Raw genomic sequence first — 15,614 nt, forward strand, 5'->3', positions numbered from 1 at the left:
TTTTTTTGTATAAAATGTAATAAAATTACAGAAAGTTCTTTACTGATTAACAGTCAGAGGCTAAATTAGATGTATATGTAGTTTAGTTACAGTGCCACTTTATTACTTTTTAGGTTACGTCTTAATCTGTATTCCTTGTAATAAGCGGTTTTAAAGAATTGTGTACGATGAATTTAGCTTTCATAATGCAGCAATATTATTTTCAAACAGTAACTATCATGCAGTTATTATACTCAGATACGAGGTCAGAACGTTTTTATGAATAAATTAGATTGTCAATCAGCTAGTGAAATCGTTATTTTTGGTGCGTTAGGTGATTTATCTCGACGAAAATTATTACCCGCACTATATCAATTAGACGCCTGTGGTTTAATTAACGAAGAAAGCCGAATTGTTGGCGTAGCACGAAATGAACATACCGATGAAGAATTTAAAGCAACTGTACTAGAAAATATTAATACTTTTGTAAAAGAGTCGGTTGACGAAAGTGTGCTAGCGCGCTTTATGGCGCGATTTGTTTATGTAAAACTAGATATGAAAGAAGTTAGTGATTACGCAAATCTAGCGGCAACACTAGCAACAAGTGATAAAACACGCGTATATTATTTTTCTACACCACCGGTTATATATGGTGATATTTGTGATGGATTAAATCATGCAAACTTAATTGCTGATAATGATCGCGTTGTTATGGAAAAACCTATTGGTCATTGTTTAGAATCATCTAGAGTGATTAATAATCAAGTGTCTCGTTTTTTCAATGAAAACCAAATTTATCGTATAGATCATTATTTAGGTAAAGAAACAGTTTTAAATTTATTGGTGTTACGTTTTGCGAATTCTCTTTTTACGAATAATTGGGATAGAAACAGTATTGATCATGTACAAATTACTGTTGCTGAAAGTGTTGGAATAGAAGGTCGTTGGGGTTTCTACGATGAAGCTGGTCAGATGCGCGATATGATTCAAAACCATTTATTGCAAATTTTATCGTTATTAGCAATGGAACCGCCAAGAGATTTGAGCGCAGAAAGTATTCGAGCTGAAAAGTTAAAAGCAGTGAAAGCACTATGTCCAATTGATCGTTCGAATATAAAAGATAAAACGGTACGTGGTCAATATGCAGATGGTTTTTTAAATGGTGTTGCTGTACCTGGTTATTTAAATGAAGAGGGTGCTAACACGGTTAGTAAAACAGAAACGTTTGTTGCCATTAAAGCAGAAATTGATAATTGGCGTTGGTCAGGCGTACCTTTTTACTTAAGAACAGGCAAACGTATGCCTGTTAAACATAGTGAGATTGTTGTTCATTTTAAAGCCCAACCACACAACATTTTTAAAGAAAGTTATAGCGATTTACCTGCCAATAAACTCACTATTCGTTTGCAGCCTGATGAAGGTGTTGAATTGCAAATGATGAATAAAATACCGGGTATTGCTTCGCAAATGAATATCCAAGAAAACAAACTGGATTTGAGTTTCACCGATACCTACAACGACCGCCGTGTTATTGATGCTTACGAACGTTTAATGCTTGAAATACTTAACGGTAATCAATCGTTATTTGTAAGCCGTGATGAGGTTGAGGCGGCTTGGACTTGGGCAGACAGTATTATTGATGCTTGGCATGCAACAAATGAAAAACCGAAACCTTATGCTGTTGGTTCTTGGGGACCTGTTTCTTCTATTTCGTTAATTGCGCGTGATGATCGCCAGTGGGTGGAGTAGTTATGTATTCCCTTAACGATTTTGAAAACAAAGCATTATTAGACGAAGCATTAGCTGAAGAAGTTTGTCAATTGTTGCAATCAGCGATTGCCACGAAAGGTAAGGCGAGCATTGCTGTGTCAGGTGGTTCTACGCCGAAAGGTTTTTTTAAAATATTGTCTAATAAAGCAATTGACTGGAAAAAAGTTACTGTAACTTTAGCCGATGAACGTTGGGTTGAATTGAGTTCAGATGCCGGCAATACTCGCTTAGTACACGAAAACTTATTACAGAACAATGCTTCTAGTGCCAAGTTTTTTCATTTAAAGCAAGGTGAAACGCTGTGTGAAGAAACCTTAGCTGATTTGAATCTTGCTGCAAACAATACGTTATTGCCGTTAGATGTTGTTATCTTAGGTATGGGTGAAGACGGGCATACCGCATCACTGTTTCCTTGTAGTGATCAAATAGCAGAAGGGTTAGACGAATCTAATAAAAGTGCTTTAATGATGGTTCAACCTAAAACTGCACCAAATCAGCGTATCACTTTTAGTTTTGCGGCGTTAAAACAAAGTAAACACGTATTTTTACATATTTGTGGTGACAGTAAAAAACAAGTGCTAGATAAAGCACTTAGTAGTAAAGATATTTTTGAAATGCCCATTAGGGCTTTTTTACACAATGATGAAATTGATACTCAAGTCTATTGGGCTAATTAAATAATCATCAGATCAAAAATTAAATTTATAACTTAACAGATACATATTAAGAAGTAGGCTTATGAAAGTAGCAATGAAACAAGAAATAGTAGACATTACGGAGCGTATTATTGCGCGAAGTGCTGCAACACGTAAAGACTATCTAGCTAAAATAGAGTCAGCTAAATCGAATACTGTACATCGTGCGAGTTTATCTTGTGGTAATTTAGCGCATGGTTTTGCTGCTTGTAATAAAGAAGATAAGCAAGCGATCAAAGGGCTTAACCATTCTGATATTGCCATTGTTTCAGCTTACAATGACATGCTAAGTGCACATCAGCCCTATGAAACATACCCGCAAATAATCAAAGAAGCGGTAAAATCTACGGGGGCGTAGCCCAGTTTGCGGCAGGTGTTCCTGCGATGTGTGACGGTGTTACACAAGGGCAACCCGGTATGGATTTAAGCTTAATGAGCCGTGATGTCATTGCAATGGCAACAGCTGTTGGTTTATCCCATAACATGTTTGACGGTGCCTTAATGTTGGGTATTTGTGATAAAATCGTTCCAGGTTTACTTATCGCTAGTATGACGTTTGGTCATTTACCTACTGTATTTGTACTGACAGGTCCTATGCCTTCAGGTATTCCAAATAAAGAAAAAGCGCGTGTTCGTCAACAATATGCTCAAGGTGAAGTTGATGAAGTGGCTTTATTAGAAGCTGAATCAGCCTCTTACCATTCTGCCGGAACTTGTACCTTTTTTGGTACTGCTAACTCCAACCAACTTGTGGTTGAAGTGATGGGTTTACATTTACCCGGCGCTTCTTTTGTTGCCCCTAATACACCGTTGCGCCAAGAATTAACTAAAGCGGCTGCTCGACAAGTAACACGTTTAACACCGCAGTCAGGTAATTATATGCCTGTGGGTAGAATGATTGATGAGCGTTCAATAGTGAATGCCATTGTTGCGTTATTAGCGACAGGTGGTTCAACTAATTTAACCATGCATATTATTGCGTTTGCTCGTGCTGCCGGCATTATCATTAATTTTCAAGACTTTAATGATTTATCTCATGCAGTGCCGTTAATCACCAGAATTTACCCGAATGGACAAGCAGATATTAACCATTTTCAAGAAGCGGGTGGTATGGCTTTATTGTTCAAAGAGTTAATTGGCGCAGGATTATTGCATGAAGATGTAGAAACGATTTGTGGTCGTGGTTTAACTCGCTATACCCAAAAACCTGTATTTGAAAATGGTCAACTTATTTGGGTTGATGGTGTAGAAAAATCGTTGGATGAAGAAGTTATTGCTACGGTTGCCAAACCTTTTAAACACGATGGTGGCTTGAAAACATTAAAAGGTAATTTAGGTACGTCGGTATTAAAAACGTCATCTTTGCGTGAAGGCAGTTATGTCATTAAAGCGCCTGCGATTGTTTTTGAAGATCAACATGAATTACAAACTGCGTTTGATAAGGGCGAACTAGAAAAAGACTTCGTTGCTGTTGTTCGTTTCCAAGGTCCTAAAGCGCGTGGTATGCCTGAGTTACATAAGTTAACACCACCATTAGGCGTGTTACAAGATAAAGGCTTTAAAGTAGCGTTAGTGACTGACGGTCGTATGTCAGGTGCGTCAGGTAAAGTTCCGGCGGCAATCCATTTATGCCCAGAAGCGTTAGACGGAGGCTTGATCGCCAAAGTACAAACGGGCGATATGATCAATTTAGACGGTGAAACTGGCGAGTTAACTTTGTTAGTTGATGAACAAACATTAGCGGCGCGTGATAATTCACTATTCCAAATGAATGGTCATCATCAAGGCATGGGGCGTGAACTGTTTGGTTTTATGCGTCGCAACTTGAGTTCAGCTGAAACAGGCGCGTGTTCTTTATTTGATGAATAAAGAATGAGAAACATGATGTTAATTTAAAACAAATTAACTGTAATTACGTATGAAATATTATTAAATGTAAAAAGAATAGAGGATTTATGACAGCATTAAAAAATTGGCAAATTATGCCAAAGGAACTTTTCGCTATGGGACCCATCGTTCCAGTATTAGTGATTAATAAAGTAGCGGATGCCTTGCCAATAGCAGAAGCACTTTTAGCTGCCAATATTAAAGTACTCGAGGTGACTTTACGTACACCGGCAGCGCTTGATGTTATTAGCATTATAGCTAAAGAATTACCAGAAGCTATTGTTGGGTCAGGTACAGTGACTAATCGCCAACAATACCAACAGTCGATTGATGCAGGTGCTAAGTTCGCTATTAGCCCAGGTTTAACAAAAGATTTATTGCAAGCGGGTAATGATGGTGAAATAGCTTTAATTCCAGGTATTTCTTCAATCTCAGATTTAATGGATGCATCTGATTTAGGCTATGATCACTTAAAGTTTTTCCCTGCCGAAGCGTCTGGCGGTGTGAATGCTATTAAATCAATTGGCGGTCCTTTTCCAGATATTACTTTCTGTCCAACAGGGGGAATTAACTTGAAAAATATACGTGATTATTTAGCGCTGTCCAATGTAGCGTGTTGTGGAGGCTCATGGTTAGTCCCTAACAGCGCTGTTGAAAATAAAAATTGGTCTGAAATTACAAAATTGTCTAACGAAGCGTTGGCATTTGTGAAATAAACTTTTATTGTCATTTAAAAAGAAATCGGCTTCCTTTTATGCTGTTTAGCAGTTTCATCTTTTGGTGATACTGCTTTTTTTTGTTTATCATTTTGTTGTTGGTTTGTTTGAGCATAAGTACTTGGTTGAATTACCTCAATAAAATCATCGTCAACTTGGTTTTCATGTTGTAGATTTTCATCGACAATAACTTGTATTACCTCCCCATTAAATTCAACAATATCATTATGATATACTTTTTTTTTTTTGGTATTCAACCTCCCCATTGAGTAATACGTACCCCTCACTAATCACAATTTTTGCTTCTCCGCCACCAGTAACTAAATCAGCAATTTTAAGTAATTTGCATAATTCAATAGGTTGTTGATCAAGTTGGATTTCTAAATAGCTCTCTGACATTTTGTTCTCAGTGTTGTAAGTAATTTACCTAGGGATAGTATTTTATCATTTTTGAAAAAATATACGTTTAATATTTTATTAATAGTAACAATGAGTTAATAAATAAATTAGTGACGTTTATTGAAAAATATTAAAAATAACTTGTATAAGTGGTACGACCAGTGTTTTAATCAGTATTATATCGGTACAGCACAATAAATCATTTCGGTGGTAGGAGTAAATAATGCTTAGTTATAAAGCACCCATAGCAGACATAAAATTTTTAATTGAAGATGTATTTGACTTTTATGGTCATTACAAAAAATATCCTGAATTTGAAGAAGCAACCCCTGATTTGGTTGACGCTATTCTTCAAGAATGTGCAAAATTTTCTGAAAACGAATTATTACCGCTATATCAAAGTGGTGATAAAGAAGGTTGTACCTTTGATAATGGTAGAGTAACTACACCTAAAGGCTTTAAAAAAGCATATGATCAATATGTTGCCGGTGGTTGGCAGAGTTTATCGCACCCTGTTGAGCATGGAGGACAGGGTTTACCTCCATCGTTAGGTATGGCTAAATCAGAAATGATGGGTACAGCTAATTGGTCATGGACTATGTATCCAGGTTTAAGCCATGGTGCAATGAATACGGTGCAAACACATGGCAGCGAAGCTCAAAAAGAATTGTATTTAACGCGTTTAACAGAAGGTACATGGACAGGAACAATGTGCTTAACAGAGCCGCATTGTGGTACTGATTTAGGACAAGTGAAAACGAAAGCTGAGCCGAATGACGATGGTACGTATAATATTACGGGGACCAAGATATTTATTTCAGCAGGTGAACATGATTTAACCGATAATATTATTCATATTGTATTAGCAAGACTTCCGAATGCGCCTCGGTACACGGGGGATTTCACTTTTTATTGTCCCTAAAATGAAAACAGATGCTCAAGGTAATGTAGGTGAATCTAACCATGTTACTTGTGGTTCAATTGAAGATAAAATGGGTATCAAGGCTTCTTCTACAGCGGTATTAAACTTTGATAATGCGGTGGGTGAATTAATTGGACCTATGAATAAAGGGTTAGAATGTATGTTCACCTTTATGAATACTGCACGCGTAGGCACAGCGTTACAAGGTGTTTGTAGTGCAGAGTTAGCATTCCAAAATTCGCTTATATATGCAAAAGAACGTTTGTCTATGCGTTCACTTACAGGTAAAAAATATCCTGAAAAAGTTGCCGATCCTATTATTGTGCATCCTGATGTACGTAAAATGTTGATGACACAAAAAGCCATTTCTGAAGGTGGTAGAGCAATGATCTACTATACTGCCAAGATTGTTGATGACATCGAAATGGCTAAAACAGATGCAGAAAAAGAAGCAGCAGATGAACGTTTAGGTTTTATCACGCCTATTCTTAAAGCTTTTTTAACAGAGCTAGGCTCTGAAAGTGCTAACCATGGCTTACAAATTTTTGGTGGTCATGGCTTCATTAAAGAGTGGGGCATGGAACAGATTGTTCGAGATGCGCGCATTGCAACACTTTATGAAGGAACAACGGGAATTCAGGCGTTAGATTTGTTAGGACGTAAGATTTTGCTTACTCGTGGTAAATCATTAAAAGCTTTTGCGAAAGAAGTCTTAATCTTCTGTAAAGATAGCAGTATGATTTCTAGTAATCCACATAAACGTCAAATGAATAAATTTGTATGGCCGTTAAGTAAAGCCGTTGCAAATTGGCAGCAGTACTCCTTACGATTAGCGATGAAAGCAAAAAATGATAGAGATATCGTTGGCTCAGCATCTGTTGATTATCTGATGTATTCTGGATATATTGTGATGGCATATTTTTGGGCTCAAATGGCGCAATCAGCTTATGAAAAATTAGCAACCGACGTAGAAAATCGTGATTTTTACCGTGCAAAAATTAAAACGGCTGAGTTTTATTTTGAACGCATGTTACCTAGAACAAAATCACTTGCCAAAACAATGATGGCAGACCCTAAAACCTTGATGCATTTGGATCAAGAGTTGTTGTCTTTTTTATAGAATAAATAATTATCCAATAAAAAACGCACAAGCTAACACTTGTGCGTTTTTGTTAACTTCCTATTAACCTTACCTAATGTAAATGTTACCTAAAATGAATTAATTGCTAGGTCGACACTGTTATGATGTTACGGATAGTTCACTACTATCAAAATCATCAACGCTAATAATTGCTTTTCTGCCATGCTCAGCTTTTATCAGTAACTCAGCCTCTCTTTCGGTAATAGCATTAGCAGCTAAGCCAAGTGCAGCCGCGTTATCTAAGTCATAAAAAGGAGTTGTTTATCTAGAGCAATGCACACTTTTGCAAATATTGGCTCACAGGCAATAATATCTTCTAAGGTTTGTTCTAATACACCAAAAACATTCTTACCATCTCTTGTTAAATACTGCCATTTACCTAATCGGTTCCTTGCATCACTGGGTGTTTGTAATAACTGAGCTACTTGATGATCTAAATCATCTGAAGGTTTTGTTAACCATGTACCGAAGGGAAATATTATTCCTCGCAACAGGTATGCAACCCATTTATTAGGAAAGTTACTGAGTAATTCATCAATCGCTTTTTGAATGTTGTATAGTGAATCTTCCACCGCCCATTGTAATAATGGTAAGTCGTCTTGTTGTCTACCTTCATCATTAAATCGTTTAAGGCAAGCACTGGCAAGATATAGGTGACTGAGTACGTCACCTAACCGTGCAGAGATACGTTCTTTTCTTTTAAATCAGCGCCGAGTACTATCATAGCGATATCACTTAACATAGCTAGATTTGAACTAAAGCGAGAAAGTAGTTGATAATAATGCTTCGTTTGATCGTTATAAGGAGTAGGTAAAAAACGTGCTCCAGTAAACGAACACCATAAGCTACGACTAATATTGCTAATACTAAAACCAATATGACCAAATAATGCATGGTCAAAGTCAGTTAATGCTTTATCTGAATTTTCTTCATTTGCCGCTTCTAATTCAGCCAATATATAAGGATGACAACGGATTGCCCCTTGGCCGTAGATTATTAAGCTGCGGGTTAGAATATTCGCCCCTTCAACGGTAATTGCGATAGGTGCACCTTGGTAACCTCTTGCTAGATAGTTGCTAGGTCCCATGCATATACCTTTGCCGCCATGAATATCCATTGCATCAATAATAGAAGCGCGCATTTTTTCGGTTAAGTGATATTTAGAGATTGCTGACACAACAGAGGGCTTTTCACCTGATCAATCGCCCCAGTTGATAATGTTGTAACAGCATCCATTAAATAAGCATTACCACCAATACGGGCTAATGGTTCTTCAATGCCTTCCATTTTACCTATCGGTAACTTGAATTGACGACGAATTCGGCTGTAAGCTCCGGTTGCTAACGCCGCTGTTTTGATACCACCAGTACTGTTAGAAGGTAATGTTATTGCTCTTCCAACGGATAAACATTCAACTAACATACTTGACCATGGCCGACCATTTCTTTACCACCAATGATGTAATCTAAAGGAACAAAAACGTCTTTACCTTGAGTAGGGCCATTTTGAAAAGGAATGTTTAATGGAAAATGTCGACGACCGATAGTGATACCTTCCATATCTGTAGGAATTAATGCACAGGTAATACCAAGCTCTTTCTCGTCACCCAATAAGCCATCAGGATCTTCAAGTTTAAAGGCTAAACCTAACACTGTCGCTACGGGAGCAAGGGTTATATAACGTTTATCCCAATTTAATTTTATCCCTAATATTTCCTCATTTTCAAAAGTTTGTCGGCAAATAACACCCGTATCAGGAATCGCGCCTGCATCAGAACCTGCCTCTGGACTTGTTAAGGCGAAACAAGGAATTTCTTCACCAGTAGCTAGACGGGGTAGGTAATAGTCTTGTTGTTCTTTTGTGCCATATTCTTGTAATAATTCACCTGGGCCAAGAGAGTTAGGAACGCCTACTGTACTTGCTAGCACGGAGCTAACACCGGTTAATTTTTGTAAAACTCTAGACTGTGCATAAGCTGAAAAGTCGAGGCCGCCATATTGTTTTTTTATGATCATGGCAAAAAATTTGTTATCTTTTAAAAATTGCCAAACTTCTGGAGATAAATCAGCTAATTCATGGGTGGTTTGCCAATCACTAACCATGGCACAAACTTCTTCGACAGGCCCCTCCATAAACGCTTTTTCTTGCGCACTAAGGCGGGGTACAGGGTAACTATGGAGTCTTGACCAATTTGGGTTTCCGCGAAAAAGTTCAGCTTCAAACCAAGTTGTTCCTGCGTCTATGGCTTGTTGTTCAGTTTCAGACATTTGAGGCATTATTTTTTTGAATAATGTCAATATCGGCATACTGATAAATTGTAGTCGAATACTATCTATATTTAGCGGTAAAGCGATTACGCCAAAGAGTAACCAAGACACAAAACCTATAATATTAAAAAAAGTACCAACAGCCATTAAGGCAATGAAGGCAAACGTAAATGTTGATAAAGAAACCCTTGAGTAACTCATAAACCAAATGAGTGAAAGTGCTGCTATTATCCAGATAAAAGTATCCACAAAATATCCTTGTTGTTAAATAGAAATAAAGAAACTGAAACTATTTTTATGTTTAGTTGTATACTCTATTTATAGAGTAAAATAGCAATATTACCAAGCATTTGTTTTGGATATTTATATATTGTTATTGTTTTTAGACGTTCAGGTTTTATTAAAGGTTTAGTTATGTGTGAACTGTTAGCAATGTCAGCTAATGTACCAACCGATATTTGTTTTAGTTTTAGTGGTTTAATGCAGCGAGGGGGTAACACTGGTCCGCACAAAGATGGATGGGGAATTACCTTTTATGAAGGAAAAGGGTGTCGTAGCTTTAAAGATCCTCAACCAAGTGCACATTCGCCTATCGCAGATTTAGTCACCCAATATCCAATTAAAAGTGAATCTGTGGTTTGTCATATACGTCAAGCTAACTCAGGGGGTATGTTTAGAGAACACTCACCCATTTATTCGACAAATGTGGGGGAAAAACTGGACTTATGCTCATAATGGTCAGCTCAAAGATTTCGAAGAAACTTTACCGATTAAGTTTCATCTACCAATAGGTACAACAGATAGTGAACATGCCTTTTGTTGGATTTTAGATCAACTGCATTACCAATTTGGTGCTAAGGAACCAACATCAAAAGTATTATTTAAATTTATTGCGACCTTAACCCATAAAATTGATGCGTTAGGTGTAGCTAATATCATTATTAGTGATGGTGAATGTTTATTTGCCTATTGCTCAAATAATTTACATTGGATAACACGATGTGCCCCATTTGGTAAGGCTAGTTTAATTGATGCTGAAATGGCAGTTGATTTTCATAAAGAAACAACGGCTAACGATATTGTTACTGTGATCGCCACTCAACCACTAACTGAAGATGAAACGTGGCACAAAATGAGTCCAGGAAGTTGGCATTTATTTCGCTTAGGCGTGTCTATTTGTTGTGGTGAATAAAGGTATTGATTGTAGTCTAGGATAAAGCAAGCTACTTTTAGTTTTAAATATAATTAAGAAAAGGGATTCATTATGCGTACAAAGTTTTCCATTGTTGCACTAGCGGTCATATTATCTGGTTGCCAACCTGATACAACCACTAACAATCAAAGTGTTGGTTCATCAAACAATTCTATTAAAACGGTTGCGGTAACTCAAACTGAAAGTGAACGTATCAATGAATGGTTTGCTAAAAAATATGAAGAACAATTGCAAGCCAGTCCTATGATGTTAACTTTTCTCGGTCGTAAAGATCATTATGATAAAATTGACATAATGACTGAGGCAGAAGAAAAAAGACAACTTGCATTACAGAAACAGAGTGTAGAAGAGCTAAAAGCAAACTTTGATTACGATAAACTGAATGACGAAGCTAAAATATCTTATGATATTTGGGTTCATCAATATAACGAAGCCGAAGAAAGACAGCAATATAATCAAAATGCTTATATTTTTACTCAGATGCAAGGTATTCAAGGTTTTGCAGCGCAATTTTTAATTAATTTTCATAAAGTTGATCAAGAAAAAGATATGCTTGATTATATCTCGCGTATTTCTGGGATATCACAAGCTATTGCCGACTTACTTGTTAGAGCACAGGTTAATGCAAGTAAGGGGTTAGGCCTCCTAAATTTGCTTATGAAGGCGTAATTGAAGAAGCACAAGGGCTTATTACCGGTGCACCTTTTACTAGTGAAGGGGGCGATTCTGCCTTATGGGCCGATGCTAACCGTAAAATAACAAATTTGGTTGATGCTAAAAAAATTGATCAAGCTAAAGCTGAAAAATTGCTAGCACAAGTTAAGGATGCATTAAATACTCGCTTTTTGCCAACTTATCAATCACTTATTACTTGGTTTGAAAAAGATATTGTTAATACAGATAAAATAGCGACAGGTGTAGGAAGTCAACCTAATGGTGAGAATTTTTATAATTTTCAACTTAAAGCCTCAACGACAACAGCGCTAACAGCGAATGAAATTCATGAAATTGGCTTAGCTGAAGTTGCCCGCATAACAAAAGAAATGGTTGCTATTAAAAATAAAGTCGGCTTTGAGGGGGATTTACAAGCCTTTTTTACCTTTGTCAAAACGGGATCTCAATTTTTCTATCCAAATACTGATGAAGGTCGAAAAACCTACATAACCGATGTTGAAGTCTACTTAGAGCAGATTAATAAGCAGTTACCAAATTTTTTCGGCATGTTGCCTAAGGCTGAGCTTGTTGTTAAACGAGTGGAAGCATTTAGAGAGCAAGATGGTGCAGCTCAACATTATTTTCCTGGCGCGCCTAACGGTTCAAGACCCGGTACCTATTATATCCATTTATCAGATATGAACTCATTACCTAAAAATGAAATGGAAGGTGTTGCCTACCATGAAGGTAATCCTGGGCATCATATGCAAATTTCGATTGCTCAAGAACGAACGGATATTCCTCAATTTAGAACACAAGCAAGCTTTACTGCTTATCAGGAAGGTTGGGGGCTTTATGCTGAATTATTAGCCAAAGAAATGGGAGGGTATAAAAATGATTTTTCTGATTTTGGTCGTTTGGTTAATGAAATCTGGCGAGCTGTTCGTCTAGTGGTAGATACGGGCTTGCATTCTAAAGGATGGACTGAAGCAGAAGCTATTGCATATTTTGAAGATAATACACCTGTATCACCTCAGGCGATTATATCAGAAGTAAGACGCTATATTGTTATACCAGGGCAAGCAACTGCCTATAAAATAGGTATGTTGAAAATATTAGAATTACGTGCCCATGCTGAAAAAGAGCTTGCGGATAGATTTGATATTAAAGCATTTCATGACACTATTTTGGGGGGAGGTGCTATGCCTCTGTCTATTTTAGAGCGTCGAGTTAATACCTGGATTGCTAATAATAAGTAATAAATAATACATGATAAATAAAATGAAAAAACCTAAAGTCATCACTTTAGGTTTTTTATTGATAAGGTTTTATTGAGCGAATTATTTCAAAGTTGCATCGTCATTCATTTCAATGCTTGATAGCTGCGCTTCAAATTGGCTATTCCCACCTTTTACTTGATAGAGTTTTACTAATAAATAATTAAGCTCCGGCGCAAACCATGCGTAAGTAACACGTTCTTTTTCTTTCACTTCACGTTTAAAACGGATAGTTTTAACTAGGCCATAGGGTAAAATTAATTCTTCTTCGGTGTCATATTGGTACACATGATCAGAAACAGTGCCTGAGGTATTAACAACAGAGTAAACATATTGTTTCTGTGTAGCGTCAGCAATTAAATTTAATCTGTGTTGTAAGTGATAACTCAGTTTATCCTGAAGGTTATGAGAAAAATCTAATGGCGCTATTTTACGCTTTCGGCCTAGATCCTGTGCGGTATTGTCTTCAGCATGATAGGCCCACTCATAATGTTTATCTTTGCCGGCACCTTCACGGTTGTAGGTATAATGTTGTGGGGTTACTTGGTTATTATTAATGGAAAGTATGGATGTTTCGCTACGCGTTTGAGAAAAAATTAACCATTCTACTTGTGTTTCATAATGATAGTTAATACTACCATCTTCTTGATAGCTCAATTGTCTCACTGCCGTACCTACAACATCTGACTTATGTAGAATACTATAATGCGCGGTAAAAGTTCGGAAGTGGTTGTTTTCCATTACCAGTTTGCTCCACTATTTCAGCATTAGCAAAGCAAGTGGGTAATAAGAGGGTGAATAAAAAAATAAGGGCGATTTTTTCAACACAAATAATCCTATAAATATATAAAGGTAACAAACATTAGTTACCTTTATATTAACAGCTTATTAGTCGTTCGCATATCCAGAAATTGGTAAAGTATTTCCGTCTAAAATTGCATATTCAGTTTGGTCTTTTGTTTCCATAGAAAGTCGCTTCTGACAAAGCCATTTTACCACTAGAGGGTAAATTCTATGTTCTTGCTCATGTATGCGAGCAGCTAAATCATCACTGGTATCACCGTCAAATACAGGCACTTTGGCTTGTAAAATAACAGGTCCGCCGTCTAATTCTTCAGTTACAAAATGTACGCTTACACCATGAACTTTATCGCCCGCATCAATAGCGCGTTGATGTGTATTAAGACCTTGGTATTTAGGTAATAATGAGGGATGAATATTGACTAACTTACCTTGATAATGTTGTACGAAATTAGGCGTTAATATACGCATAAACCCAACAAGCACTATTACATCAGGTTGTAATTGGTCGATTTTTGTAATCAGCGCATTATCATAATTTTCACGACTATCAAAATCATGATGTGAAAGTTCAATCGTTGTTATATTGGCATTTTTGGCGCGGGTTAGACCGTAAGCATCACTTTTATTTGACACGACACCCACAACAGAACCTGGGTAATCAACCGATTTACAGGCATCAATAATTGCCTGTAAATTAGTGCCGCTACCTGAAATTAACACAACTATCCGGCTAGACATTGCTGTTCCTTTTGATTGATATTGAACGATAAGACGTCAAGTTAAGAGAAAACAACCTGTTCTTCGCCATCAGCTTTGTCAGCAATAGCGCCAATGTGCCATGCATTTTCGCCGTGTGCGCTTAATATATCTATACTTTGCTGCACTTTATCCTGAGGAACGACAATGATCATACCCACACCACAGTTAAATGTGCGATACATTTCGTGTTCAGTAATATTACCGTTTTCTTTTAGCCAATTGAAAATTTCAGGCCATTCGGCTTTCACCATTAATAACTGCTTGTGCAGTGTCAGGTAAAACACGTGGGATATTTTCCCAAAAGCCACCGCCAGTAATGTGAGACAGTGCATGTACTTCAACATCTTTTAATAAAGCTAATACTGATTTAACATAAATTTTTGTTGGTTCAAGTAAATGTTCGCTAATTGCTTTACCGTTAAGTAATTCACTGGTATCCGTGTTATTCACTTCTAACACTTTACGAATAAGTGAAAAACCATTTGAATGTGGACCAGAAGCACCTAATGCAATTAATTGATCACCTGTCGCTACTTTAGAGCCATCAAGTAATCTTGATTTTTCTGCAACACCAACACAAAAACAAGCAATGTCATAATCGCCTTGATGATACATGCCTGGCATTTCCGCTGTTTCACCACCAACCAAAGCACAACCTGCTTGAATACAACCTTCAGCAATTCCTTCTACAACCGATGATGCTACGGCAACGTCAAGTTTAGCTGTTGCATAATAATCAAGGAAAAATAGAGGTTCTGCACCTTGTACAATTAAATCATTAACGCACATAGCCACTAAATCAATGCCTACGGTGTCATGTTTTGCTAAATCAATAGCTAAACGTAATTTGGTTCCTACACCGTCAGTGCCGGCAACTAATACTGGCTCTTTATAGCCTGTTGGTAATTGACAAACACTACCAAAACCACCTAATCCACCCATAACTTCAGGGCGGGTAGTGCGCTTTACTGCACCTTTAATGTTTTCAACAAGGGCATTACCGGCATCTATATCAACACCAAGCATCCTTATAACTTAAAGATTGTTTTTGTTCGCTCACGAGAAACCTCAAAAAATTATCGATAGAATGTTACCTTAGATAAGCGTAAAATTTACATTTATCTAAGGTTT

7 protein-coding genes and 6 pseudogenes are annotated in these 15,614 nt (G+C 37.1%); 7 read left to right on the forward strand and 6 right to left on the reverse strand.

The window, feature by feature from the left end; genetic code table 11:
• Positions 1–258: 258 nt before the first annotated feature.
• The 4 genes and pseudogenes from zwf (at position 259) to L3081_RS12710 (ending at position 5,047) form a co-directional block, all read left to right on the forward strand.
• Positions 259–1,728 carry a glucose-6-phosphate dehydrogenase gene (zwf, locus tag L3081_RS12695; protein WP_242286550.1) on the forward strand — a complete coding sequence of 490 codons (1,470 nt, stop codon included), beginning with the start codon at positions 259–261 and terminating at the stop codon, positions 1,726–1,728.
• 2 nt (positions 1,729–1,730) lie between these two features.
• The gene (pgl, locus tag L3081_RS12700; protein WP_242286551.1) at positions 1,731–2,426 is read left to right on the forward strand and encodes a 6-phosphogluconolactonase; all 696 of its coding nucleotides are present in this window, start codon (positions 1,731–1,733) and stop codon (positions 2,424–2,426) included.
• Positions 2,427–2,499: 73 nt separating this feature from the next.
• Positions 2,500–4,313 (forward strand): annotated as a pseudogene (gene edd, locus L3081_RS12705) (phosphogluconate dehydratase).
• 86 nt (positions 4,314–4,399) lie between these two features.
• A complete protein-coding gene (locus L3081_RS12710; protein WP_242286552.1) occupies positions 4,400–5,047 on the forward strand; it encodes a bifunctional 4-hydroxy-2-oxoglutarate aldolase/2-dehydro-3-deoxy-phosphogluconate aldolase in 648 nt (215 codons plus the stop codon).
• A gap of 14 nt (positions 5,048–5,061) precedes the next feature.
• On the opposite strand, the gene L3081_RS12715 is transcribed toward L3081_RS12710, so the two are convergent.
• Positions 5,062–5,304, reverse strand: coding sequence for a hypothetical protein (locus L3081_RS12715; protein ID WP_242286553.1), 243 nt, complete (start codon positions 5,302–5,304; stop codon positions 5,062–5,064).
• On the reverse strand, positions 5,273–5,446 hold the full coding sequence (locus tag L3081_RS12720) for an RNA-binding S4 domain-containing protein (protein ID WP_242286554.1): 174 nt from the start codon (positions 5,444–5,446) through the stop codon (positions 5,273–5,275). The genes L3081_RS12715 and L3081_RS12720 overlap by 32 nt, the downstream gene beginning before the upstream one ends.
• A 223-nt stretch (positions 5,447–5,669) precedes the next feature.
• On the opposite strand from L3081_RS12720, the pseudogene L3081_RS28310 reads away from it, so the two are divergent.
• Positions 5,670–7,488 (forward strand): annotated as a pseudogene (locus tag L3081_RS28310) (acyl-CoA dehydrogenase C-terminal domain-containing protein).
• Positions 7,489–7,608: 120 nt separating this feature from the next.
• Here L3081_RS28310 and fadE read toward each other — a convergent pair.
• Positions 7,609–10,025 (reverse strand): annotated as a pseudogene (gene fadE / locus L3081_RS12730) (acyl-CoA dehydrogenase FadE).
• Between the two features lie 165 nt (positions 10,026–10,190).
• Between fadE and L3081_RS12735 the strand changes: the two are divergent.
• A pseudogene (locus L3081_RS12735) lies at positions 10,191–10,968 on the forward strand (class II glutamine amidotransferase).
• Positions 10,969–11,283: 315 nt separating this feature from the next.
• Positions 11,284–12,902 (forward strand): annotated as a pseudogene (locus L3081_RS12740) (DUF885 domain-containing protein).
• A gap of 81 nt (positions 12,903–12,983) precedes the next feature.
• Here the strand turns inward: L3081_RS12740 and L3081_RS12745 are convergent.
• The 3 genes and pseudogenes from L3081_RS12745 to purM all read right to left on the reverse strand — a co-directional run bounded on the left by L3081_RS12745 (position 12,984) and on the right by purM (position 15,543).
• Positions 12,984–13,661, reverse strand: a complete 678-nt coding sequence (locus L3081_RS12745; RefSeq protein ID WP_242286555.1) for a DUF3108 domain-containing protein — start codon at positions 13,659–13,661, stop codon at positions 12,984–12,986.
• A gap of 147 nt (positions 13,662–13,808) precedes the next feature.
• Complete coding sequence (gene purN, locus L3081_RS12750; RefSeq protein ID WP_242286556.1) at positions 13,809–14,462, reverse strand: phosphoribosylglycinamide formyltransferase; 654 nt, start codon at positions 14,460–14,462, stop codon at positions 13,809–13,811.
• 41 nt (positions 14,463–14,503) lie between these two features.
• Positions 14,504–15,543: pseudogene (gene purM, locus L3081_RS12755) on the reverse strand (phosphoribosylformylglycinamidine cyclo-ligase).
• Positions 15,544–15,614 lie beyond the last annotated feature (71 nt).

This window comes from Colwellia maritima (assembly GCF_022669015.1).
GTDB classification, from domain to species: Bacteria; Pseudomonadota; Gammaproteobacteria; order Enterobacterales; family Alteromonadaceae; genus Colwellia; species Colwellia maritima.